At 67.2% G+C, this 22901-nt stretch carries 20 protein-coding genes, 1 tRNA gene and 2 pseudogenes; 14 read left to right on the top strand and 9 right to left on the bottom strand.

Annotated elements, in window-relative coordinates; all coding sequences use genetic code 11:
• Positions 1-817: 817 nt before the first annotated feature.
• The 4 genes from AC1DVI_RS29530 to AC1DVI_RS29545 form a co-directional block, all read right to left on the bottom strand.
• Entirely contained in the window at positions 818-1117 is a 300-nt protein-coding gene (locus AC1DVI_RS29530) for a hypothetical protein (RefSeq protein ID WP_476960996.1), read from the bottom strand.
• A 297-nt stretch (positions 1118-1414) separates the two neighbouring features.
• The gene (locus AC1DVI_RS29535; protein ID WP_476960997.1) at positions 1415-2620 is read right to left on the bottom strand and encodes a glycosyltransferase family 4 protein; all 1206 of its coding nucleotides are present in this window, start codon (positions 2618-2620) and stop codon (positions 1415-1417) included.
• A 50-nt stretch (positions 2621-2670) separates the two neighbouring features.
• Complete coding sequence (locus AC1DVI_RS29540) at positions 2671-3363, bottom strand: TVP38/TMEM64 family protein (protein ID WP_476960998.1); 693 nt, start codon at positions 3361-3363, stop codon at positions 2671-2673.
• Positions 3364-3886: 523 nt separating this feature from the next.
• A complete protein-coding gene (locus tag AC1DVI_RS29545; RefSeq protein WP_476960999.1) occupies positions 3887-4465 on the bottom strand; it encodes an NUDIX hydrolase in 579 nt (192 codons plus the stop codon).
• A gap of 523 nt (positions 4466-4988) precedes the next feature.
• Between AC1DVI_RS29545 and AC1DVI_RS29550 the strand changes: the two genes are divergently transcribed.
• On the top strand, positions 4989-5438 hold the full coding sequence (locus AC1DVI_RS29550) for a tripartite tricarboxylate transporter TctB family protein (RefSeq protein ID WP_343068954.1): 450 nt from the start codon (positions 4989-4991) through the stop codon (positions 5436-5438).
• Positions 5438-6940, top strand: coding sequence for a tripartite tricarboxylate transporter permease (locus AC1DVI_RS29555; RefSeq protein WP_476961000.1), 1503 nt, complete (start codon positions 5438-5440; stop codon positions 6938-6940). Before AC1DVI_RS29550 ends, AC1DVI_RS29555 begins: the two co-directional genes overlap by 1 nt.
• Positions 6941-6982: 42 nt before the next feature.
• Here the strand turns inward: AC1DVI_RS29555 and AC1DVI_RS29560 are convergent, their stop codons facing one another.
• Together AC1DVI_RS29560 and tnpA are read right to left on the bottom strand one after the other, a co-directional pair.
• A complete protein-coding gene (locus AC1DVI_RS29560) occupies positions 6983-8185 on the bottom strand; it encodes an RNA-guided endonuclease InsQ/TnpB family protein (RefSeq protein ID WP_476961001.1) in 1203 nt (400 codons plus the stop codon).
• A gap of 15 nt (positions 8186-8200) precedes the next feature.
• Positions 8201-8582 (bottom strand): annotated as a pseudogene (gene tnpA, locus AC1DVI_RS29565) (IS200/IS605 family transposase).
• Positions 8583-8776: 194 nt separating this feature from the next.
• On the opposite strand from tnpA, the gene AC1DVI_RS29570 reads away from it, so the two are divergent.
• On the top strand, positions 8777-9445 hold the full coding sequence (locus tag AC1DVI_RS29570) for a 4-carboxy-4-hydroxy-2-oxoadipate aldolase/oxaloacetate decarboxylase (RefSeq protein ID WP_476961002.1): 669 nt from the start codon (positions 8777-8779) through the stop codon (positions 9443-9445).
• Between the two features lie 397 nt (positions 9446-9842).
• Positions 9843-9917, top strand: a tRNA-Gly gene (locus AC1DVI_RS29575).
• 33 nt (positions 9918-9950) lie between these two features.
• Here the strand turns inward: AC1DVI_RS29575 and AC1DVI_RS29580 are convergent.
• Positions 9951-12161, bottom strand: coding sequence for a DUF6165 family protein (locus tag AC1DVI_RS29580; RefSeq protein ID WP_476961003.1), 2211 nt, complete (start codon positions 12159-12161; stop codon positions 9951-9953).
• Between the two features lie 195 nt (positions 12162-12356).
• Between AC1DVI_RS29580 and pseB the strand changes: the two genes are divergently transcribed.
• The 6 genes from pseB (at position 12357) to AC1DVI_RS29610 (ending at position 18790) form a co-directional block, all read left to right on the top strand.
• A complete protein-coding gene (gene pseB, locus AC1DVI_RS29585; protein ID WP_476961004.1) occupies positions 12357-13409 on the top strand; it encodes a UDP-N-acetylglucosamine 4,6-dehydratase (inverting) in 1053 nt (350 codons plus the stop codon).
• Entirely contained in the window at positions 13409-14671 is a 1263-nt protein-coding gene (gene pseC / locus AC1DVI_RS29590) for a UDP-4-amino-4,6-dideoxy-N-acetyl-beta-L-altrosamine transaminase (protein ID WP_476961005.1), read from the top strand. Before pseB ends, pseC begins: the two co-directional genes overlap by 1 nt.
• Before the next feature lie 86 nt (positions 14672-14757).
• The gene (locus tag AC1DVI_RS29595; protein WP_476961006.1) at positions 14758-15054 is read left to right on the top strand and encodes a hypothetical protein; all 297 of its coding nucleotides are present in this window, start codon (positions 14758-14760) and stop codon (positions 15052-15054) included.
• Positions 15055-15332: 278 nt separating this feature from the next.
• On the top strand, positions 15333-16655 hold the full coding sequence (locus AC1DVI_RS29600; RefSeq protein ID WP_149167863.1) for a UDP-glucose dehydrogenase family protein: 1323 nt from the start codon (positions 15333-15335) through the stop codon (positions 16653-16655).
• 33 nt (positions 16656-16688) lie between these two features.
• Entirely contained in the window at positions 16689-18092 is a 1404-nt protein-coding gene (pgmG, locus tag AC1DVI_RS29605) for a phosphoglucomutase/phosphomannomutase PgmG (protein ID WP_476961007.1), read from the top strand.
• Positions 18093-18235: 143 nt separating this feature from the next.
• A complete protein-coding gene (locus AC1DVI_RS29610; protein WP_476961008.1) occupies positions 18236-18790 on the top strand; it encodes a TniQ family protein in 555 nt (184 codons plus the stop codon).
• A 226-nt stretch (positions 18791-19016) separates the two neighbouring features.
• Here AC1DVI_RS29610 and AC1DVI_RS29615 read toward each other — a convergent pair.
• A pseudogene (locus AC1DVI_RS29615) lies at positions 19017-20417 on the bottom strand (ISKra4 family transposase).
• Between the two features lie 140 nt (positions 20418-20557).
• Here AC1DVI_RS29615 and AC1DVI_RS29620 point away from each other — a divergent pair.
• Positions 20558-21349, top strand: a complete 792-nt coding sequence (locus AC1DVI_RS29620) for a tyrosine-type recombinase/integrase (RefSeq protein ID WP_476961009.1) — start codon at positions 20558-20560, stop codon at positions 21347-21349.
• On the opposite strand, the gene AC1DVI_RS29625 is transcribed toward AC1DVI_RS29620, so the two are convergent.
• Positions 21337-21969, bottom strand: a complete 633-nt coding sequence (locus tag AC1DVI_RS29625; RefSeq protein ID WP_476961010.1) for a plasmid pRiA4b ORF-3 family protein — start codon at positions 21967-21969, stop codon at positions 21337-21339. The two genes, AC1DVI_RS29620 and AC1DVI_RS29625, sit on opposite strands and share 13 nt — an antisense overlap.
• 190 nt (positions 21970-22159) lie before the next feature.
• Here AC1DVI_RS29625 and AC1DVI_RS29630 point away from each other — a divergent pair, with 190 nt between their 5' ends.
• The 3 genes from AC1DVI_RS29630 to AC1DVI_RS29640 form a co-directional block, all read left to right on the top strand.
• Positions 22160-22288: a hypothetical protein gene (locus AC1DVI_RS29630; protein WP_476961011.1), complete on the top strand. Its 129-nt coding sequence runs from the start codon at positions 22160-22162 to the stop codon at positions 22286-22288.
• A gap of 82 nt (positions 22289-22370) precedes the next feature.
• Positions 22371-22727, top strand: a complete 357-nt coding sequence (locus AC1DVI_RS29635; protein ID WP_476961012.1) for an ArsR/SmtB family transcription factor — start codon at positions 22371-22373, stop codon at positions 22725-22727.
• Positions 22728-22770: 43 nt separating this feature from the next.
• The coding region (locus AC1DVI_RS29640) for an arsenate reductase/protein-tyrosine-phosphatase family protein (RefSeq protein ID WP_476960293.1) at positions 22771-22901 on the top strand (131 nt) is incomplete at its 3' end.

Consider the following 22901-nt stretch of genomic DNA (forward strand, 5'->3'; position numbering starts at 1 on the left):
ATGGTGCCCTTGACCGCCGCCTGCATTGCCGCCGTTGCATTCACCTACGCGCCGCTGCTCGGCGATCCCCCTTCCCTGGTGGAGCAGGACCTCTACACGCTCTTTGGCGCCGAGCGCGGCCGCGTCGGCGAGTGCGTTCCCAACAAGGATAGGAAAACCGGGAAGATCACGTCGTGGGACTGTGGACCGTTTCAGATCAACACCGGGAACGGCCCAGCCCTCGCCAAGCTCTTCGGCACGACGCCCTCGGCCGCTACAACAGCGCCACACCGGGGATCAAGGAAGCCTATCAGGATCTGCTGGAACGGAGACGCCGGCAGCTGTTCGGGGACGCGGCCATTCTCGCAGCACGGGCCGGCGGGACCACGCCTGGTGCGGCCCGTTAAGCGGGGCTTTCGAGCCGGCGATCCTCGTCGACGGCGCTCCGCCGGGCTCGACCCCACGCCCACCATTCCTCCGCGGTCAAGTCACAGGGGCGCGCGACACCGGGGAGATGAGCCACGAGCATGCCGACTTCGGACAACGCTCCCCTGGCAGGGGAGTCCAAGTCGACCGCAATTCCGGTCCGCCGGTAGCATGGCGGGCCGAATTGCTTTCTGAGTGCACCTGGTACCTGTAGCGGCCCACAATCATCGACGGTCCAACCTGATTTGACAGGCGACACGTCAAAGTGATCCATCCATATTTCTGAGGTTGATGGCGAACGCCCGCTACCTGGAGTATGTGCAGGTTATGAACGGGCTGGTTCCAGGCCGTCTGACCGCCACGTTGTGTGGCACCGGACATTTTTCACGCATGGACAGGCGCCGTCAGGAATTTAATTGCTCGCCACCGGTTTGCGGATAGCCTTATGCCCGTCGGCCTTCGCTACGGCCTTCATGGCGGGCGGCGCCATGTCTTCTGAGGACGCCTGCTGAAGCCGGCCCTGCGGGCTCGCCTTCGATGGGAAGGCCACCGGCAGCAGCATCGCGGCGAAGACGGCAACGGCGATCAGGGTCTTCACGGCTTCCCAGGCGAAGCCGCCACGACGCGGGGACTTGGACAGCGAGGGGGTGTCATCCGCCTCCAGGGCGGTTGCCGAGGCAGCCGGCATCGGCTGGACTGCGGTCATGGACATGGCAGGCACTCGTGTTCGGGTTCGCTGGATTGGTACCCACATCATCGCAAGGGTCATGCCATGTCCCGCGCCCTACCCCAGCCCCACCCGGCCGTTCCTGTGTTTTAGTTTGGAAATTATCTTAAAACCAAGCCAATGCCGGGAATTTCATCCCAGCGCTCCGCCTCAGGCGTGGCTCTGCGCGGGCGCGAAAAGCCCTTTCCGACCCGCGCCCCCGGCAAGAACCTCCCCATGGGGCGGCGGCTTCTGCCCATCCGCTGGGAAAATATTGCCGCAGGGAGTGCGGTCTTTCCGGCCTCAGGCCATTGCGCGGATCAGCGCGATCTGGCGTTCCAGGCAATGGGACAGCTCGAACCGCTCGACCGCCGTCTCCCGCGCGGCGCGGGCCAGCGGGGCGAAGGCGCCGGGGTCCTGCAGCACCTCGATGGCCTTGGCGGCGATGTCCTCGGGGGAGAAGAAATCGGCCAGCAGCCCGTTCCTGCCATCCCGGATGACCTCCCGCACCGGCGCGGTGTCGGAGCCGATCACCACGCAGCCGAGCGCCATGGACTCCACCATCGACCAGGACAGGACGAAGGGATAGGTCAGATAGACGTGCGCCCGCGACACCCGCAGGACCGACAGATACCGGTCGTAAGGAAGGTGCCCCAGGAAATGGACGCGCGCCGGGTCCAGCGGCACCTCGGCCAGCATGGTTTCCCGCCAGCTCTTCCCGCCGGGGGGCGCCGCGCCGTAGCTGACCTCGTCGCCGCCGGCGATCAGCACATGGGCCTTTGGCCGCGCCTCCAGGATGCGCGGCAGGGCGCGCATGAAGCTGGGAAAGCCGCGATAGGGCTCCAAGTTGCGCACGGCGTAGGTCAGCACCTCGTCTTGGCGCGTCAGCACCGTTCCGTTGGCCAGGGTGACGCGGATGTCCGGGTCGGGCAGAAGGTGCGCGGTGTCCACCCCGTCGTGGATGACCTCGATCTTCGGGTGGAACGGCGCCGGGTGGGAATCGCGCTGCCATTCGGTCGGGGCGATGCCGCGGTCGCAGGCCTCCAGCGCCAGCAGCAGCGGCGTGCTGCGCATGCGCAGCCGCAGCACCGTGTCCACATTGACCGGAACCGACGGGTCGAAGCCGACGTCCAGCCCCTGGGCGCGGTAGAAGAATTCGCAGTAGTTCAGGTAGGGGGTGTTGGGGAAGACGTCCTTGACGAACAGCGTCTCGCCCCAGCCCGGATGGCCGACGATGATATCGGGGCGGAAGCCCTCCTCGCGCAGGCCCATCAGCAGCCGAGCCGCCGCCTGGCCGTGCAGAACCGCGTTCTCGGTGGACGCCAGATAGGGGTGCGCGTTCTCCCGCGCCTTGCGGCTGGGCTGGTAGGAGAGGCAGCGGACGTTCGGGATCTCCCGGTCGGTGCGCTTGGTGATGAAGACGACGCGGTTCGCCGGATCGGCGGCCAGACGGGCGGCCAGATGCTTGTACTGGCCCGGCATGTTCTGGTGGATGAAGACGATGTTCATGATGCCTCCGCAAGGACCGCCGGACGGGGCCGCCTTCATGATTCCAGCCGTCAGGCGCGCCCGGCGCCGAACTTCTCCCGCAGCTTCGGCCCGACCTTCGGCAGCAGAACCGACAGGATCAACAGGCTGAGCCCGATGACGGTCGGCGCGATCCAGTCCGGCTTGCCGGCCAAAGCGTGGTCGCCCGCCGCACCGAACTGCACAAAGGCCACAGTCATCGGCAACTGCCCGACCAGTGACCCGAAGGCGTAGGCGCCAAGCCGCACCCGCGTCAGGCCGAGCGCGTAATTCACCCCGCTGTGCGGCAACACGGGAACCAGCCGCAGCATGGCGACGGCGCGCCAGCCGCCGGTCTCCAGCCGGCGCAGGACGTCGCCCCAGCGCGCCCGGTCCAGGGCCGGGAGCAGCCCGTCGCAGACGTAGCGGGTCAGCAGGAAGCCGGTGGAGGCGCCGATCACGCTGCCCGCCGCCGCCAGCACCCCGCCCCACCAGACGCCGAAGACCAGCCCGGCGACCATCGCCATGACGGAGCGCGGGAAGAACAGCAGGCTGGCCAGGATGTGCAGGAACAGGAACAGGACCGGTGCCGCGGGGTGATGGCGCAGGATGTCCTGGAGCGCGTCCATTCCGAAGGTCCCATGCCATGCCCACCATGCTCCCGCCCCACCGAGCAGGAGCAGGACGAGCAGCCCCCGCCCGAGGGTGCGGAGGGTGGACAGGGAGGACGTGCGGCGCTCGGCCATGGTGCGGGCCTTCGGTTCAACGAACGGGGCTTCTGTATGGTTCGGCTTGCATATCACGGGCGTTACCGCGCCGCGAGAGACGATCGCGCGGGCGCCGGGCGCACACCCGCGGGCCGCAGGCAAGAAAAAGGCCGCAGCCAGGACGGCGCGGCCTTCAAGGCTAGGGAGGAAACGCCCAAAGGGCATCCGGGACTCAATTTATGTTGCGATGCAGCAAAGGTCAAGCCCCTGCTGAACAATCTTTTCTGAAAAGACGTCGTCCTCTACTGGCCCTCCCTGCACCCCCTTGGATGATAGTCGCCGGAAAAAGAAAAGGCTGCAGCCGGTGAGGCGCAGCCTAGTTCTGGGAGGGAGGAAACCAAGAGAACTTGGTGAGGCCATTTATGAACTGATTTGATTAACAGCACGTAAACAGGCCATGTATTCCGAAGACATACTCATTTTTTGAGAAAGTCCGGAAAAGCCAAGCTTCCGCTTGATCTGGGAAAGGGCGGCGTGCTGCACAGCGGCAAGCGAAGCCGCGTCACCGACGCCGGTGGCTGAGCGCCGCCCGAATGTCGTTCTGCCACACCATGCTGACCAGGGCGATCTGGGTGAGCAGGGCGATCTCGCCCTGCTCGACGGCGGTCAGGAGTTCCTCCCGAGTCATGAACAGGATCTCCGTCTCTTCAAGGTCGTCGGACAAGGGATCGGCCACCCGCCGGCAGCCGGTGGCGTGGAACATGTGGGACACCGCACCGCCCTGGTTGGCGTTGACCATGTAGCCGCCCAGCGCCGTCCAGCGGTCCGAGACGAAGCCCGTCTCCTCCAGAAGCTCCCGCCGGGCCGCCTCCAGCGGGTCTTCGCCCGGCGACAGATGGCCGCCGGGAAAGGTCAGGTTCACGCGCCGCGGGCCGTGCCGGTACTGCCGATAAACGATGGCGCGCCCGTCCTCCGTTTCGGCAAAGATGCAGGCAAAGGACGGCATGTCGAACTGGTAGTAGTCCCGGATGACCCGCCCGTCGGGCAGTTCCACCGTCTCGACATGAACTTTCAGGAACGGATCGGCGTCGAGCAGTTCGCGGCTTTCAAGCACGGTCCACGGGCGCAGGCGGTGCGTCATCCCTGGGTCTCCTCATCCTCGCATCCTCGTTCGCGGCGCGCCTGGGTAACGGGTGGTCGCCGCCGAAGGCAAGAAACATGAAAAGGCAACGCCCGGTTTCGCATTCCCCGCGCGCATTCGAGAACACTCATCAACCGTGCGGGGGCTTGGCGGTCAACAGATCAAGCGTTTTCCGATGCGCGCCGAGACATTACAGCCTTTTTGGCGAGCTCAATCGACGCTATTGCTCTCTCCGGTAATAAGTTTAGGATGAAAAAACAATGCTGAATAAGGATTTTCCGTTAAATTTTATCCTTACGCTTGCAGAACGCGGACGGCTGCCGACCGCAGCCGAAATCCCCCCTTCCGAAAGCCGCTCATTGAAAGCCGTGGAAGCCCCATGCCGAGCCTGCCCCTCTCAAACCTTCGCCCATCCTCTTCCGTGGCCGCCCCGCCCCGTGACTCGTCCCCCGCGCCGTGCGACACCGCCCGAAGTGCGCCCCGGAACGCGGCCGGCGGCGAACGGACGCCGCTGCGTTTTCCGGTGCCGGCCCCGCAGGATCTGGGCGCCGGCCTGTTGATCGCGGCCTTCGGGCTGGCCGCCCTGTGGATGGGGCGCGACTGGCCCACCGGAACGCTCGCCTACGTGCAGTCCGGTTTTTTCCCACGGATGATCGGGCTGCTGATGGTGCTGGCCGGCGCCGTGGTGACCGGTCGAAGCCTGCTGACCCACGGGGCCGGCCTGCCGGCCTGGGGCTGGCGCCCACTGCTTGGGGTGACGGCGGCGGTGCTGGCCTTCGCCGGGACGGTGGAAGCGCTCGGGCTGGTGCCGGCGGTGCTGATCCTGGTGGGGCTGGGCAATCTGGCCGGCCAGCCGCTCCGCCCGGTTCCGCTGGCTCTGCTCGGCGGCGCTCTGGCGGCGGGCTGCGTCGCGCTGTTCGTCTGGGGGCTGGGCCTGCCCCTGAGGGTGTGGCCTCTGTGGGTGTCGCCGTGATGGACCTCATCGGCAACCTTCTGCTCGGCCTGTCGGTCTCGCTGTCCCCGGACAATTTGCTGCTCTGCTTCGGCGGGGCGCTGATTGGCACGCTGATCGGCGTCCTGCCCGGTCTGGGCCCCACCGCGACGGTGGCGATGCTTCTGCCCCTGACCTTCCACCTGCCGCCGGTGGGCGCGCTGATCATGCTGGCGGGCATCTTCTACGGTTCGCAGTATGGCGGATCGGCGACGGCGATCCTGGTGAACCTGCCGGGCGAGTCCTCGTCCGTGGTCACCTGCCTGGACGGCCATGCCATGGCGCAGCAGGGCCGGGCCGGGGTGGCGCTCGCCACGGCGGCGCTCGCCTCCCTGTTCGCCGGCATCGTCACCACCGTCCTGATCGCCGTCGCCGGTCCGCCGCTGGCCGGGGTGGCGCTCGCCTTCGGGCCGGCGGAGTATGTGTCGCTGATGCTGCTTGGCCTGATCGGGGCGGTGACGCTGGCCCACGGATCGGTGGTGAAGGCCATCGCGATGATCCTGCTGGGCCTTCTGCTGAGCATGGTCGGCACCGACGTCAATTCCGGCGACACGCGCTTTACCTTCGGCCTGCCGCAGCTCTACGACGGCATCGACTTCGTGCCGCTCGCCATGGGCCTGTTCGGGCTGGCCGAGATCATCACCAGCCTGGAGCAGACCGGCGGCGCCGGGCGGACCACCACCCCCATCGCCAGCCTGTGGCCGAAGCGCGAGGACGTCCGCCAAGCTTGGCCGGCGACGGTGCGCGGCACGGTGATGGGGGCGCTTCTCGGCATCCTGCCCGGCGGCGGCGCCACGCTCGGCTCCTTCGCCGCCTATTCGCTGGAGAAGAAGCTGGCCCGCCGGCCGGAACGCTTCGGCCAGGGCGCCATTGAGGGGGTGGCGGCCCCGGAGGCGGCCAACAACGCCGCCTCGCAGGCCTGCTTCATCCCGATGCTGAGCCTGGGCATTCCGCCCAACGCCATCATGGCGCTGATGATCGGCGCCATGACCATCCACGGCATCACGCCGGGGCCGCAGATCATGGCCAAACAGCCGGAGCTGTTCTGGGGCATGATCGCCAGCATGCTGATCGGCAACGTGATCCTGGTGATCCTGAACCTGCCGATGATCGGGCTGTGGGTGCGGCTGCTGCGGGTGCCCTACGGCTATCTGTTCCCGGCCATCCTGGTCTTCTGCTGCATCGGCACCTACACGCTGAACAACAGCGGCTTCAACATCCTGCTAATGGCTCTGTTCGGCGTCCTGGGCTACGTCCTGCGCAAGCTGAACTGCGAGCCGGCGCCGCTGATGCTGGGATTCGTGCTGGGTCCCCTGCTGGAGGAGAATCTGGGGCGCGCCCTGCTGCTGTCGGGCGGCGACCCCACCGTCTTCGCCACCCGACCGATCAGCGGCAGCCTGCTGGCCGTCGCCGCCCTTCTGCTGCTCCTGATGGTGCTGCCGTCGATCCGGCGGCGGCGGGACGAAGCCTTCAAGGACGATTAACATCTTCCCCACGACTAAAGCCGGAGGATTTCCGAGAATAGCCTAAGCCACTCTCTTCAGTTCGCGCTTCACAGACCGCCCATCGGCAAGTCTCGGCGCGGGCTGTGTTCCAGCCCTTAGGATATTGCGGGCGGCATTAGTATCGGCGTTCGCCGCACACCCGCAATGTCCACATTTGAAAGTCGCTTGGCTCTCGCGACTTGCTTTATCCACGACGCCGCAGGACGAGCACGTTTGGCTCGTGTATGCGGCGGGTACCTTGACCAGCTGGCCGCCGTTCGCGGCGAGCTTGTATCCAACGAAGGTCTCGAACTGATGCCAGTTGTTGTTCAGGATCGCCCGGTTCAGCCCCGCCTTCTGCCGCACATTGCGGCCGGGCTCGGCTGCCGTGCCCTTGGCAGAAGCGGTCATGCCCTTCGTGTTAAGCGCCTCCAGCATGACCACGCCGAAGGCGTCGGCAATCTCGCGGGACCGCTCGTGGTTCCAGTGCTTGCGCAGCCGTGCCGCCGTCGCCTTGGTGTGGGCCACGAGCCGCTTGGCTTCCGCCCGGCGCCTCGACCCGCGCTTCTTGCGGGACAGCGCGCGCGCCTGCTTGCGCGCCCGCCGATCCAGCAAGTTCAGCCGCTCCCGGTCCAGGTCGCGGAACGTGCCGTCCGACAAGGCAAGCGTGCGGACCACGCCACGGTCGATGCCAACGGCCGGGCCGAAGTTCTGCAGCACATCGTGCTCAACCTCCGTCGAGAACACGACGTGCCAGCCCAGATCGTTGCGGGTCACGGTCACGTTCTTGACCGTGACGGGGATGTCGCGGGTCAGGCGGAACTTCACCTCGCCGATTTTCGGCAGCTTCACCGCGCCCCACTTGGCGTTCAGCTTGCGCCATGGGCATTCCCGGCCGTTGAAGCGGAAGGCGTCGTTCAGTCCGCGCTTCCGCGGGGTCGGGTAGTCGGCGCGGTCGGCGAAAAAGTTGCCGAACGCCCTGTCGAGATCGCGGAGCGCCTGTTGCTGGCAGATGATCGACACTGCCGCGATCCAGTCGAATTCAGCGCGGAGCGCGGTCAACTCGCGGCACTGCGAGGCGTAGCTGATGCTGGAACCAGTGTTCGCCTTGAACTGTCGCCACCAATCGCGGCGCTGTTCCAAGGCCAGATTGTAGACGAGGCGGCAAACCGCGACGTACTGGCCGAACAGGACACCCTGTTCGGCCGTCGCGTACAGCCGGAATTTGTAGCCTCGGTTCAGCACTGGTCAGAAGCCTTTCTAGTTCTCGATGTACTGCTTGGTGACGGCAAGCGGAGCCCCACCAACCGTGCAGACGAAATAGCTGTTGGTCCACAGACTCAGAAGCCTGGACTTCAGCCCCAGGAACTCGTCACGCAACAAGCGCGACGACCTCCCCTTGATGGCCTTCACCAGCCGGTGAATGCCGAACTGCGGGTCGCATCCGACGATGCAAGTGCACGTGCTCCGGCATGATCTCCATTTCGATGATATCCGAACCCGTTTCCTCGCACACCCCTGCAATGATCTGCTTGACGCGCGCGTCGATGGGCGGCTCCAGCACCTTACGTCGGTACTTCGGGCACCAAATAACATGGTACTTGCACGAGTAAACGACGTTGTTATTCAACCTGAAATCCATGAGGAGATAGATAGCATGCCGTCATCTAACGCTTGAGGGTGTTTCACTGCCACGTTGCCCCTTACCTCACCATGCCTGAAGGCATGGGCTTCTCGGGGCTTTCGGTGACCGCCCCGCTCCCCCTTCTTTCTGTCCCCGCCTGCCCTGTCTTCCAGAGAGCGGGCGGACTTCACGCCGTGAAAGGTACCTGCCCGATGATCGTCGTCAAAGAGTTCCCCCGCCCCGCCTCCGATCTGGTCGCCGCCTTCCGCGGCCAGTCCCCGGCCACGCTGCACGAAGCGATGGGCAAGAAGGGCGCGATGTCCTTTCCGATCAAGCCGCTTTATCCGGGCATGACGCTGTTTGGCACCGCGGTGACCGTGTCCGGCGGCCCCACCGACAACCTGATGATCCACGCCGCCATGGCGCTGACCCGTCCGGGCGACGTGCTGGTGGTCGATTTCAAGGGCATGACCGAAGCCGGCCCCTGGGGCGACGTGCTGACCGAGGCGGCGATCCAACGGGGCTTGGCCGGGCTGGTGATCGACGGCTGCGTGCGCGACGCCGCGGCCATCCGCCAGATGGGCTTCCCGGTCTTCTGCCGGGGGACCAGCATGAAGGGCACCACCAAGACCCAGCCCACGGGCGACGTGAACACCCCGATCGTCTGCGGCGGCGTGATGGTCATGCCGGGTGACATCCTGGTCGGGGATGACGACGGGGTGGTCGTGGTGCCTCAAGCCGAAGCCGTCGCCACGCTCGCCAAGGCGGCGGAGCGCGAACGGATGGAAGAGGGTCTGCGCGAACAACTCCGCGGCGGACGGACGACAGTCGAGGCGCTGACGCTGGAGCCCTATTTGGAGGCCGGCGGCATCATCCTGTGACGTGAACCGCTGCGAAAAAGCGGGCGGGGCCGAATCCCGTCCGCCGTTGCCCGGAGTGGTATTACCGGCTTTCGGCAAAAGAACGGCGATAGGCAAAAAAATGCCGCGTCCGGACACGAGGTCGGCGCGGCAGACGAATGCTCTTAGAGCATCATGATGTTTTTAGTTTCCTCCCCAGACCTCAAGGCCTTTGTTTTGTGAGAGGAAATTTCCACAGTCGGTAGAGGGAAGTCAACAGCATTGAGCGGGTTATAACTTTAAGCCTAACGCCCCCTTCCGATGCGCAAGAGAAGACCGATGGAGTCATCGGAAGCGAAAATCGAAACGGAAGCCACACAGAGGGCTTGCGTTCCGCCGGGCCGGTGCGGTATCTCCCTGCCTCCTTCGTTGGAGCGGCGCGGGCGTAGCTCAGGGGTAGAGCACAACCTTGCCAAGGTTGGGGTCGAGGGTTCGAATCCCTTCGCCCGCTCCAGTATCGCGATGGTCGATCTCTCCGTACATGGCCTCAATAGGCCGCATAGGATTTCTCCTCGACGAGCGCGCTGCCGAGCCGTTCGTTGATTTGCCGCTTGATGGCGGCACGCTGGTCGTTCGTTCGGTACACGGCCCGCGCCAGCTCGATGAAACGCGCCCCGAAATCCCGAGCACGCTCGCAGTCGCGGATTGAATCCTCGATCTCCCACAGGGCCGTGTTGACCGTCTTCAGGCCGGCGGCCAGTTCGCGCAGCTCGGCGGTGGCCGGGATATGTCGTTCCGCGGTCCGCATCAGGACGCCGTGCTCGGTCTCCACATTGCGCCGTTTGACCGGGTCCTGGATCCGCTCCAGCTTGATCTCCAGGATAGAGATCTTGTCCAGGAGTTCTCCCGGCGCGGTTTCCACAAGGATTTCCGTCTTTCGCATCGCCCTCGCCATCATGATCTGGAACAGGTCGCCGGCCATCCGCGCGAAGACGGGGCGCCAGTCTCCCGGCCTCGTCTGGCGGAACAGCCGCATGGTCGGGTACCAGGGACAGTCCTCCCGCGTCATCAGCCACCGCCAGTCCGGCACCGCTTTCAGCGCCAGCCAGACCGGGCGGCCGAGGGCGCCGGCCAGATGCGCGATCGCCGTGTCGGTGGTGACGATCAGGTCCAGCCCCATCATCACCGCCGCGGTGTCGTGAAAGGCGTCCGGCCCATCGTCGAAGTCCGGCCCGAGCACCGTCACCGTCATGCCGTCCGGCAACCGGTCGAGCTGCTCCAGCCCATGGTTCTTCTGCAGGCTGACCAGCCGCAGGCCGGGAATCCGCGCCAGCGGCGCGAACTCCGCGAGCGGCACGGAGCGCCCGCGGTCGACCGCCGCCTGCGGGTTGCCCTGCCAGACGATGCCGACCTGCAGACCACCCTGCGCATCGGTGTCCGTCGTCCGGGGCGGCAGCCGCGGCTCCCAGGCTGCGACCCGCTCCGGATCGGCGCCCAGATAGGGGATGGGTGCCGGAATCGTCGCAAGTTCCGTGCGGAAGGCACGCGGCAGGCTGAGCAGCGGGCAATGGGCGTCGAAGGGCGGCAAGGGGTCGCCCTTGGCCACCAGCGTCACACGGCCCTCGGGAACCGGCAGGGAGCCGAGCAGGCGGAGCAGCGGGCGCGGCGCCTCGACCGCCACGCGCCACCCGCGCGCCACGGCGGCCGGAACGTAGCGGATGAACTGGATCGTATCCCCGAAGCCTTGCTCGGCATGGACGAGCAGCGTTCCACGGGCGGGCTCCTCCCCCCGCCACAACGGCTGCGGGAAGGGGCCGCCCGGCGCCTGGAATCCCTCCTGTCGCAGCCGCCACTCGTAATCGTCCCAGCCGCGGGAAAAGTCTCCGCCCAGCAGCCGGGACAGCGCGCGGTTCCAATGGGCGTCCGTGAAATCCGGACGGCTTGCCAAGGCCCGGCCGTAGGTCGTGACCGCCTCGTCCAGCCGCCCCAGATCGTGCAGGCTGTTGCCGAGATTGTTCAGCGCCTCCGCACAGGCCGGCCGGAAGAGAATGGCGTTCCGCTGCGCCAGGATGGACGATGCAAGACGGTCCAGTTGCCGCAGGAGATTGCCGAGCGTGGACAGGGCCTCGGCGTGGGAGGGTTGGACCGCCACGGCGCGCCGGGCGGCGGCGGCGGCCTCGTCCAGCCGCCGCCGCTTGTCCAGCGCAAGGGCGAGGTTGTGCAGAATGTCCGGGTTGCCGGGCTGGACCGCCAGGGCGCGGCAAAGAGCCGCGACCCCGCGATCCATCACCCCCTGCCCCTGCCAGATCAGGCCAAGATTCGACAGCGCCTCGGCATGTTCGGGCCGGACCGCCAGGACCCGGCGGTAGATCCGCTCGGCCTCCTCCAACCGCCCCTGCGCGTTGAGGCAGGTGCCGAGGTTGCACAGCGCCTCCGGAAAAGCGGGCCGGAAGACCAGGGCCTGCCGGTAGGCCGCCTCATCATCCGCCCGCTCCAGCGCCGTCAGCGCGAGGCCGAGGTGATAGCTGCATTCCGGGCCCGGATGGACGGATGCCAACGCGCGGAACAGGGCTTCCGCCTCCCCGGCGCGCCCGGTTTCCAGGCACAGCACGCCAAGGCCATGCAAGGCATCGGCGTTGCGGGGGGCGTTGCGAAGAGCGGCGCGGTGGAACGCTTCCGCGTCATGGACAATGCCCGCAGGCGGGGAGGATGACGCTCCGGACCGGCTCGCCAATGAGGAGGGATTGCTGGGAAGCATGCACGCCAGAGTGCAAATGGAAGGTGCTGGCGCAACAGTTTTCTGCGAAGCCCCGCCTGGCCGGGATCCCCATGCCCTGTGCCGCCCGTCCCTGTGCCGCCTGGCCGGTTGCCGAAATATTAACGTACTGATAGGGGTATCAGGCTAAGGTCGGCCGGGACGACCTCAGACACCATATGTGCGACCACGGTGACCATGCAGCAGCTTGATCGTTCGAATGGGGCGCCGACCGAGGCTCTGCAATCCGGCTTCGGCCTGTTGGACGGCCGGTCGATCCTGGTCACCGGCGGCTCCGGCTCCTTCGGGCGCCGCTTCGTGGAAACGGTGCTGCGCCGGGCCAACCCGCGCCGGGTCATCGTCTTCTCCCGCGACGAGTTCAAGCAATACGAGATGCAGCAGCAGTTGGGGGCGGAATGGGCCTCCACGCTGCGCTTCTTCATCGGCGACGTGCGCGACCGCGAGCGGCTGGAGCTGGCCATGCGCGAGGTGGACGTGTGCGTCCATGCCGCCGCGCTGAAGCATGTGCCGGCCGCCGAATACAACCCCATGGAATGCATCCACACCAACGTCTATGGGGCGGAGAATGTGGTGCGGGCCGCGCTGAACACCGGCGTGAAGCGGGTGATCGCGCTGTCCACCGACAAGGCGGCCAACCCGGTCAACCTCTACGGCGCCAGCAAGCTGGCCTCGGACAAGATCTTCATCGCCGCCAACAATCTGTCGGGCTCGCTCGGCACGCGCTTCTCGGTGGTGCGCTACGGCAACGTGGTGGGCTCGCGCGGCTCGGTGATCCCGCTGTTCCGCCGGATGATCGCCGAGGGGGCGGAGGCGCTGCCGGTCACCGACGAGCGGATGACCCGCTTCTGGATCACGCTCCAGCACGGGGTCGACTTCGTCGTCTCCTGCATCGCGATGATGCAAGGCGGGGAGATCTTCGTGCCCAAGATCCCCAGCATGCGCATCACCGATCTGGCCCGCGCGATGGCGCCGCACCTGCCGCACAAGCCGGTCGGCATCCGTCCCGGCGAGAAGCTGCACGAGGTGATGATCACCGAGGACGATTCCCGCCAGACCTTCGAGCTGCCGGACCGCTTCGTCATCGAGCCGGCCTTCGCCTTCTGGACGCATGAGCCCTACCAGCGGCTGGGTGCGCAGCCGGTGGCCGACGGCTTCCGCTACGCCAGCGACACCAACACCGACTGGCTGGACGGCGCGCGGCTGATGCGGCTGATCGCGGAAGCCCCGTGATGGGCGAACCGGTGGCTCAATCACCGCCGCGCCTCCTGCCCTATGGGCGCCAGGACATCGACCAGGCCGACATCGACGCGGTGACCGCGGTCCTGCGCGGCGACTGGCTGACCCAGGGGCCGGCGGTGGAGGCCTTCGAACGGGCGCTGTGCGACCGCACCGGCGCGGCCCACGCGGTGGCCTGCGCCAACGGCACCGCCGCCCTGCATCTGGTCACGCTCGCGCTGGGGCTCGGCCCCGGCGACGCAGTGGTGGTGCCCGCCGTCACCTTCCTCGCCACCGCCAACGCCGCCCGCTACGTGGGGGCGGAGGTGGCCTTCGCCGACGTCGATCCGGACACCGGCCTGATGGGGCCGGAGCAGGCGGCGGCGGCAATCGAGCGGGCCGTGCGCGCCGGCTGGCGGGTGCGCGCCCTGGCGCCCGTGCATTTTGCCGGCCAGACCGCGGACATGGCCGGGTTCGGCGCCCTCGCCGACCGCCATGGGCTGGCGGTGATCGAGGACGCCTGCCACGCCATCGGCAGCGTGGACGTGGCACCAGATGGCCGCGTTCTGCCGGTCGGCGGCGGCGCTTTCGGCACGCTCGCCGCCTTCTCCTTCCATCCCGTGAAGACCATCGCGGCGGGCGAGGGAGGAGCCGTGACCACCAACGACGCGGAGCTCGCCGCCCGCCTGCGCCGATTCCGCAACCACGGCATGGAGCGGGATCCGGCGAGGTTCGAGAAGCACGAGGCCGCCTTCGGCGCGGACGGAATCAGCGAGGATGGGGCCACCAACCCCTGGTACTACGAGATGGCGGAGCCGGGCTTCAACTACCGCCTGACCGACATCCACTCGGCGCTCGCCCTCAGCCAGCTGACGAGGCTGGATGCCTTCGTGGAGCGCCGGCGCCGCCTGATGGACCTCTATGCGGAGCGGCTGGCCCCGCTTGCCCCGCTGGTCCGGCCGGCGGCCCGCGTTCCCTGGTGCCGTCCGGCCTGGCATCTCTGCGCCGCCCGCATCGACTTCGCCGCCGCCGGACGGACGCGGGCGCAGGTCATGGCCGATCTGCGCGCCCGCGGCATCGGCACCCAGGTCCATTACATCCCGGTCCACCGCCAGCCCTACTGGCGCAAGCGCTACGGCGATCTCACCCTGCCCGGCGCCGACGCGCATTACGCCCGGACGCTGTCGCTGCCCCTGTTTCCGGCGATGGCCGACACCGACGTGGACCGGGTCGCCGCTGCCCTGTCCGCGGCGCTGGACCTGCCCGCTGCGGCCTGACAACCCAGGCGCCCTTGCTGAACGGTTTTCTCCCTTCCAAAAATGCGCTATGCCAAGCGTCATCTCGAACGCTTCGGAGCAGGGTCATGGCCGAGGGTACTGTGGACTATTACGCGATGGTCGAAGAGGCCTGGCAACTGAGCGACGCTGCGCGCGACTATGTGAAGAACGCGGGCCGCGACGTGGACAACGCCGAGCTGTGGGACAAGATATTCGCCGCCTCCCCCCTGCTCGACCTTGAGCGCACCCGCGCCGAGGGCGGGCAGCCGCTGCAGAAGATCTTCTTCAAGAATCCCTACGGCCTGCAGTACCGGGCCGACCACAAGGACTGGATACCGTTCCGCCACGGCGCCCTCGACCCCGCCTATCTCCAGGCGATCTGAAGCGGTCCCGAGCCCGGATGGCTTGATGAATGCCGGACCGCACCGATGAGGCGCAGCGCGCGTCCGTTGGCCGGTCCGGTCTTTCCCCGGCCGGTCACAGGCCGTCCGATGCGCGCCGGCCTCCATGGCCTCCGCGGCCCCTTGCAGACGGGCTCCTTGCAAACGGATCGGGCCCTCAGGCAGCGGCCCGAAACGCACCGCACAGCGTTTGAACGCCAGGAACCGCCTCCCGATCCGGAGACGGGCGAAGGCGCGTGGCTTTCAGCAAAGGAACTTTCATGCGCATAGCGATGATCGGTACGGGCTATGTCGGGCTGGTGTCCGGCGCCTGCTTTTCGGAATTCGGGGTGCACGTCACCTGCGTGGACAAGGACGCCGGCAAGATCGAGCGGCTGAAGCGCGGCGAGATCCCGATCTACGAGCCGGGGCTGGACGATCTCGTCGCGCGCAACGTCGCCGCCGGGCGGCTGTCCTTCACGCTGGACCTGAAGGAGGCGATGGCCGGGGCCGACGCCGTCTTCATCGCCGTGGGCACCCCGACCCGCCGCGGCGACGGCCATGCCGATCTCTCCTACGTCTACGCCGCCGCGGAGGAGATCGCCGCCCATCTCGACCATTACACGGTGGTGGTCAACAAATCGACCGTGCCGGTCGGAACGGGACGCGAAGTCGAGGCGATCATCCGCCGCAGCAACCCGAACGCCGATTTCGACGTGGCCAGCAACCCGGAATTCCTGCGCGAAGGTTCGGCCATCGGCGATTTCATGCGCCCCGACCGCGTGGTGATCGGCGCCTCCTCGGAGCGCGCCGCCGACGTGATGCGCCGGATCTATCGCCCGCTCTACCTGATCGAGACGCCGATCGTCCTGACCTCGCTGGAAACGGCGGAGTTGACCAAATACGCCGCCAACACCTTTTTGGCCACCAAGATCACCTTCATCAACGAGATCGCCGACCTGTGCGAGAAGGTGGGCGCCAACGTCCACGACGTGGCCCGCGGCATCGGGCTGGACGGGCGCATCGGCAAGAAGTTCCTGCACCCCGGTCCGGGCTACGGCGGCTCCTGCTTCCCCAAGGACACGCTCGCCCTGGTGCGCACCGCCCAGCAGGCGGGCAGCCCCTTGCGCATCGTCGAGACGGTCGTGGAGATCAACGACGCGCGCAAGAAGCGGATGGCCGAACGCATCGTCGCCGCCTGCGACGGGTCGCTGGCCGGCAAGACCGTCGGCGTGCTGGGCGTCACCTTCAAGCCCAACACCGACGACATGCGCGACGCCCCGTCGCTGGACATCGTCCCGGCCCTCCAGGCCGCCGGGGCCACGGTGCGCGCCTTCGACCCCGCCGGCATGCACGAGGCCGAGAGGCTGCTGCCCGGCGTGGAGTGGACGAAGGACGCCTACGGCGCCCTGGAGGGGGCGGACTGCGTCGCCATTCTGACGGAATGGAACGAGTTCCGCGCGCTGGATCTGAAGCGGGTCAAGGCGCTGCTGAAGCGCCCGGTGATGGTCGATTTGCGCAACATCTACAATCCCGGCGACATGGCCGCCGCCGGCTTCGCCTACTCCTCCATCGGGCGGCCCGCGGAACCCAAGAACGTCTGAAACGGAACCGCTTCAAGGAGGTCGGTCGAGACCATGAACGACGCCCATACGTTCCATCCGACGGTGCTGCGCGAATACGACATCCGCGGCATCGTCGGCAGCACCCTGACCCCCGCCGATGCCCGCGCGGTCGGGCGCGCCTTCGGCACCGTGGTCGCCCGCGGCGGCGGGAAGACCGTGTGCGTCGGCTATGACGGCCGTCTCTCCTCGCCGGAGCTGGAAGCGGCCCTGGTGGAGGGATTGGTCGCCTGCGGCCTGCATGTCCTGCGCATCGGGCTTGGTCCCACCCCGATGCTGTATTTCGCCACCCGCGACCGCGAGGCGGCCGCCGGCGTCATGATCACCGGCTCCCACAACCCGCCGGACTACAACGGCATCAAGATGATGCTGGGAAAGGGTCCGGTCTACGGCCGGCAGATCCTCGATCTCGGCGTCATCGCCGCCAAGGCCGACTATGCGTCGGGCGCGGGTTCCTCGGAACAGATCGACGTCCGGGACGCCTATGTGGACCGGCTGCTGAAAGACTATGACGGCACCCGCGACCTGTCGATCGCCTGGGACGCTGGCAACGGCGCCACCGGCGAGATCCTGCGCCGCCTGACCGCCCGCCTGCCAGGGACGCACACCCTGCTGTTCGACGACATCGACGGCAGATTCCCGAACCACCATCCCGATCCCACGGTCGAGCGGAACCTCGTGGACCTGAAGGCCGCGGTGGCGGAGAAGGGCTGCGACATCGGCATCGGCTTCGACGGCGACGGCGACCGCATCGGCGCCATCGACCACCGGGGCCGCGTGGTGTGGGGCGACCAGCTTCTGGCGATCTACGCCGCCGACGTGCTGAAGGACCATCCCGGCGCCACCATCATCGCCGACGTGAAGGCCAGCCAGACGCTGTTCGACGAGATCGCCCGGCTGGGCGGCAAGCCGCTGATGTGGAAGACCGGGCACTCGCTGCTGAAGGCGAAGATGGCCGAGATCGGCTCGCCGCTGGCCGGCGAGATGTCGGGCCACATCTTCTTCGCCGACAAATGGTACGGCTTCGACGACGCGCTGTACTGCGCCCTGCGGCTGATCGGGCTGATCAGCAAGCTCGGCGTGCCGCTGTCGGAGCTGCGCGACCGCCTTCCGGCGGTGGTGAACACTCCGGAAACCCGTTTCCAGGTGAGCGAGGAGCGCAAGTTTCGGGTCGTGCAGGAGGTCAAGGACCGGCTGAAAGCCGAGGGCGCCGACGTCAACGACATCGACGGCGTTCGCGTGACGACGGCGGACGGCTGGTGGCTTCTGCGCGCCTCCAACACCCAGGACGTGCTGGTGGCCCGCGCGGAATCCGGAACCCCCGAAGGGCTGGAGCGGCTGAAGGGCATGGTCGTCGCGCAGCTGGCGGCCTCCGGCCTCCAGGCTCCATCCTTCGAGGACGGCGGCAGCGCCCACTGACGGCCTCCAACGAAAAAGGCTCTTTCCTGCGGGTGCGGGGAAGGGCCTTTTCTTCGCCCGCGGACCGCAAGAGTGGCCGGTGAGAATTCTCACCGTTTCACCCCGGAGATGATCAAGGATTACGTCAGCCTGCCGGTCCTGGCATGATCGGCGAATTGCCGGTGGTGCCGTTGCCGGCGAGCGGAGAGGCTCTGGGCAGCTGGGTCTGGGCGATCACGCGCACCTCCGGGCTGATGCCAGGAACCTACCTTCGACGGTTGGGCGTTCCGCATCGCTGGGTGACCAAGGCGATCCTCCAGGACCTGGTGATCCGGCCACTGCCGAGCGTGATGAAGCGGCTTCGGGCCGACACCGGGGTGGCTCCGGAGGTGTTGCGGCGCATGACGTCCTCCGGGCTGAACCGCGAGCTGGAGGAAGGCTGCCACCACCTGTTTTCCGACGCGATCCGGAACCGTCATGCCGGATGGAGATCGCGGTTTCCAATCGACGGGCCGTTCCAGTCCGGGTTTGTGGCCGCCAACACGAAGGCGGCGAGTCTGATCGGGCAGGCCCGCCGGGACGCATGGAGGCTATCCAGCCAGGATGAGCGGGCTGGTCCGGGGGGGCTTTGGCGAAACCAGCGCCACCGATCCGGGAAAAGCCCCCTAATCCGCCGGCACCAGCGCCGGAACGACAAGCGCCGGCAACGGCGCCCGTGATCCACCATCAGATCGCGCGGGCCGTCCAGTTCGCCTTGGACGCCCATGGCCCCTTGCCGACCGGAAAGCTCCGAGCGCGCCAACGGCGTGCGGTGCTGCGCAAACTGTCCGCGGCGGCGGTCCGATGCTTGAATCAAGAGGCATGGCGCAAGATGGCTGATGCCGCTTCTCACCGCGTTTCCACTTCGTCCCGAAGAACACGAGACCATGCAGAACCCCTGGGTGGTCAGGCGGCATTCGCAGTCGCAGGCACCGTGGTGTCGTTGGCGGCCATCGCTGGGTACCATGCGGCAAACGTCTCGCGCAGGGTGCCGTCGAGGGTCCGGGTGCGGATCTGCACCATCCGGTGAGCGCCGACCTTCGACCACTGCATCTGCTGCTTCTTGGCGAAGCGCTTGTCGACCACGACGTTGACCGTGGACTCCACGAAGGCGGTGGAGATCGGCTCGTCATTGCGCCGGCGCTCGCCGTAGTTCGGGATGATGGCGCGGTTGCTCCGGATGTAGGTGGCAAACTCGGCCGTTGCCTTGGCGAAACGCGCCAGGTTGGGATAGCCGCTCTCCAGCACCTCCAAATCGTTGGCCAAGTCCTCGATCCGGGTCAACGCCTCGCGGGCGTCGCCGTGCCACAGCCGCCACTTGATGCGCTCCAGGGCGGTCTGGATGTCCTCGGCCTCCGCGGCGTTGTGATGCGCCAGACCCTTGGCGTACTGGCCCAGCACCGTCAGCGGCATGGTGATGTGGAACCAATCGAGGTAATGCTCGGCGCACGGTGAGAACCCGTCCACCAGGGCATGGAGGTTATCGCCGCCATCGGTCAGGAAGACGAGATCCTGGTTCATCTGCAGGCCCTGGCTGCGCAGGACCTCGAAGATCCGGCGCTTCGGCCGGTCGTCCACCGTCTGCACGCAGCCGAAGTACCGATGTTCGCGGTCCTCGGGCACCGATTTGCCGACGATGACTTCGAAGCTGGCCTTCTTGTCGTCCCAGTTGCGGACATAGCCGCCATCGAGGCCGACGACGATCGGGCCCTCGGGGATCGGCAGCTCCTTCCAGTCGGCCGGGCATCCGTCGATGAACCCGACCTGTTCGGGCCCGAGGCCGGCATCGCAGCGCCTGGCGACCTTGTGAAGGTGGTTGCGGATGGTCGAGGCGTTGGCCGTGGTGCCGACCGGCAGGACCTCCTTCAGCAGATCGGCCGTCAGCCCGTACGACACCAGCGACGCCCACTTGCTCTCCAGATACAGCAGCTCCGGCGCGGTGTGCTCGGTGAACAGCGCGGTCAGCGGGCAGAAGGTCCGACGGTTGGCTGCTTGGCAGCGGCAGTGGACGAGACGCGGGCTGGGCAGCCGGACGACACCGAAGGCGGTACGGAAGACGATGGTCTCATACCCCTTGATCGGCCGCGGTCGACCGCAAACAGGACAGGGCCGGTGGCGGGCTACATGGTCGGCGGCCTAAGCGGCGACCAGACAGTTCTGGATGCTCGCCAGCAGGGTCTTGGCCTCGGCGAGCGACACGCCGAGCGTCGCCAGCCGGTGGTCGGTGCGGTCGAGGCGGAGGACGGCATCGTCGCAGAGCACGGTCTCGTCGTCGCCGACGATGCGGAGCTGGATCTCGACACGCATGGCCGCCTCCCGGTGGGTTTTCCAGAATGCCCGGAGAGGAAAACCGGCCGTGCCGACACCCCCGCCGGACGCTTCAGGGTCGCGCCGTGTCGGCCTATGCTGCAAGCCGGTTTGTTCTCCCTATCCATTGGTGCAAACTCATGGCCGGGTACATCGAGCGTGTCGCCGGCGAGATCGCCGGCCTGATCGCCCGCGAGGGGCTGGACTATCTCCAGACCAAGGCCGTCTTCAAGGTGGCGCGCCAGAAGGCCGGACTGGTCGCGCCCAAACCCCGGCGCGGTGCTCCCGCCCGGCTCAGCCTGGAAGAAGAACTGCGCTTCATCGATCACGCCTACGCCCGCGGCGGTGCGGTCGGCCTGATGATGCAGACGCTGCTGGAGACCGGCGCCAGGGTGTCGGAGTTCGTGGCGTTGCGGGTCGAGGACATCAGCCTCGCCGAACGCATCATCACCATCGCCGAAGGCAAGGGCGGCAAACGCCGCGAGGTGCCGATCCGGCCGGAGCTGGCCCGGCTGCTCGCCCTGCACATCGGCAAACGCCGGGCCGGTCCGCTGTTTCCCAGCCGGGAAAAAGGCAGCGGGCCGTATCCGCACGTCTACACCCGGCAGCGCATTGGTCAGATAGTGCGCGAGATCGCCGCAGCCGCTGGCATCACCAAGCGCCTCTACCCGCACCTGCTGCGCCACACCATGGCGACCACGCTGCTGGCGCTCGGCCTCGACATCACCGACGTTCAGCGCTTCCTTGGCCACGACGACATCGCTACCACCCGGATCTACGCCGAGACCAGCGCGGCGACGCTGCGGCGCAAGTTCGATCAGGTCACCGCCCCCGGCGGCCGGGCGCTGGTGCAGGCGATCGCCGCCCGCCAGGGAGTGCCGGCCGCCGCGTTCGCCGCCGACCTGCTGAGCGGTTCTCATCAGAGCTGCTGATGCATGAGGACGTGATGCTCGTCCTGTCGGAAGCGGCGGTTGACCGCGCGGCGGGAAAAGGTGTCGGCCAGAAACGGTCGCCGGGCCCGGATGCGGTCGACGACCTCCTCCAGCTCCCAGCGCGTGTCGGGGTCATCGAGCAGACCGGTGTTCTTCTCGACCATGATCGCCTCGATCAGTCCGGACAGCGTGGCGACGTCGTCCATGGCCTCGAACCCGACGGCTTCGTGGCGCCGGTTCGCATAGCCCTCCGGTCCACCGCAGTCTTCGGGTGGGCAGGCGTTGTCGCCGGCGATGCAGACCGGATAGGACCGCCCCGGCTCGGGCTCCAGCCGATCCTCGACCCGGACCTCGTGCCGCCAGAAATCCGTCATGTCGTAGTCGTAGACGAACTTGGTGCCCTTGCGGAACCGGAAGGCGTCGAGGGGCACGCGTGGCGAGGAGACGCACAGAGCGAACGAGCCGTAATGGACGGCGCGTATCCAGAACCGGTAGAGGTGGATGCCCTCCCAACCCATCGCTGCCTGGATGACGCCGTGCAGCTCTTCGAGGGTGTACGAGGCCGGCACCAGGAGCCGCCGCCAGATCATGGGGCTGATCCCCAGCAGGCGGACCTTCACCTGGAGGATCAAACCGGAAGGCGGTTCAGGCGGCGCACTCTTGGTTGATGACCGGCGAGGCATGGCGGAGTCCACAGCCGAGACGTCCCCGAACCTACATGCCTTCGCCCTGCTCGGCTACCCGAACCACCCAGGGGTTCTGCATGGTCTCCAAACACGTTGAAGCCAACCCGGCTGGGTGTTGGCCAACATGGTCAGGGCGAGCGTGCTGACCATCGGCGAAACGATCAAGACGTTGACCGTGGTGACGCTGTTCTCCGTCTTCAAGCTGCTGGAGAGGGTAGCCGCAGGCATCGGACATCCACAACCGCCACATTGAGCGGATCGGCCAGAGAGCAAGGGATGATGCACGGGAAAGCAAACCACTTGCCTCATATCAATAATTCGACTATCGTCGAAACATGGAAACGAGGAACGCGATCGAGGCCTTCGCCGCCCTCGCTCAGGACACCCGCCTGGCCGTGTTCCGCCTGCTCATCCAGGCCGGACCGAACGGGCTGACCGCCGGGGACGTCGCCCAGCAGGTCGGTGTGCCCGGCTCGACGCTGTCGCACCATCTGGCGACGCTGGAGCGCGCCGGGCTGCTGCGCTCCTGGCGGGTCCAGCGGCAAATCTTCTACGCCTGCGACTATGAGGGCACCCGGCAATTGATCGCCTTCCTGATGGAGGACTGCTGCCAGGGCCGTCCCGAGCTGTGCTCAACCGACCTCCTCCAGGCGGGAGCCTGCGGCCCGGCGGGCTGCGGCACCGACACCTGACCCGACCCGCCGCGTCCCGCGGCCTGGAAAAGGCGATCCCGCGATGACCGACCGCGTCTACAACGTCCTGTTCCTGTGCACCCACAACAGCGCCCGCAGCGTCATGGCCGAATGCCTGCTCAACCGCGAGGGCCGCGGCCGTTTCCGCGCCTACAGCGCCGGCAGCCAGCCGAC

The sequence above is a fragment of the Azospirillum sp. P4_B5 genome, assembly GCF_056402275.1.

What these genes read in the sequence shown, in the direction of transcription:
- AC1DVI_RS29530 (WP_476960996.1), bottom strand. Translation starts at nt 1,117, where the DNA reads ATGTCCATGACCGCAGTCCAGCCGATGCCGGCTGCCTCGGCAACCGCC.
- AC1DVI_RS29535 (WP_476960997.1), bottom strand. Translation starts at nt 2,620, where the DNA reads ATGAACATCGTCTTCATCCACCAGAACATGCCGGGCCAGTACAAGCAT.
- AC1DVI_RS29540 (WP_476960998.1), bottom strand. Translation starts at nt 3,363, where the DNA reads ATGGCCGAGCGCCGCACGTCCTCCCTGTCCACCCTCCGCACCCTCGGG.
- AC1DVI_RS29545 (WP_476960999.1), bottom strand. Translation starts at nt 4,465, where the DNA reads ATGACGCACCGCCTGCGCCCGTGGACCGTGCTTGAAAGCCGCGAACTG.
- AC1DVI_RS29555 (WP_476961000.1), top strand. Translation starts at nt 5,438, where the DNA reads ATGGACCTCATCGGCAACCTTCTGCTCGGCCTGTCGGTCTCGCTGTCC.
- AC1DVI_RS29570 (WP_476961002.1), top strand. Translation starts at nt 8,777, where the DNA reads ATGATCGTCGTCAAAGAGTTCCCCCGCCCCGCCTCCGATCTGGTCGCC.
- AC1DVI_RS29580 (WP_476961003.1), bottom strand. Translation starts at nt 12,161, where the DNA reads ATGCTTCCCAGCAATCCCTCCTCATTGGCGAGCCGGTCCGGAGCGTCA.
- pseB (WP_476961004.1), top strand. Translation starts at nt 12,357, where the DNA reads ATGCAGCAGCTTGATCGTTCGAATGGGGCGCCGACCGAGGCTCTGCAA.
- pseC (WP_476961005.1), top strand. Translation starts at nt 13,409, where the DNA reads ATGGGCGAACCGGTGGCTCAATCACCGCCGCGCCTCCTGCCCTATGGG.
- AC1DVI_RS29595 (WP_476961006.1), top strand. Translation starts at nt 14,758, where the DNA reads ATGGCCGAGGGTACTGTGGACTATTACGCGATGGTCGAAGAGGCCTGG.
- AC1DVI_RS29600 (WP_149167863.1), top strand. Translation starts at nt 15,333, where the DNA reads ATGCGCATAGCGATGATCGGTACGGGCTATGTCGGGCTGGTGTCCGGC.
- pgmG (WP_476961007.1), top strand. Translation starts at nt 16,689, where the DNA reads ATGAACGACGCCCATACGTTCCATCCGACGGTGCTGCGCGAATACGAC.
- AC1DVI_RS29610 (WP_476961008.1), top strand. Translation starts at nt 18,236, where the DNA reads ATGATCGGCGAATTGCCGGTGGTGCCGTTGCCGGCGAGCGGAGAGGCT.
- AC1DVI_RS29620 (WP_476961009.1), top strand. Translation starts at nt 20,558, where the DNA reads ATGGCCGGGTACATCGAGCGTGTCGCCGGCGAGATCGCCGGCCTGATC.
- AC1DVI_RS29630 (WP_476961011.1), top strand. Translation starts at nt 22,160, where the DNA reads ATGGTCAGGGCGAGCGTGCTGACCATCGGCGAAACGATCAAGACGTTG.
- AC1DVI_RS29635 (WP_476961012.1), top strand. Translation starts at nt 22,371, where the DNA reads ATGGAAACGAGGAACGCGATCGAGGCCTTCGCCGCCCTCGCTCAGGAC.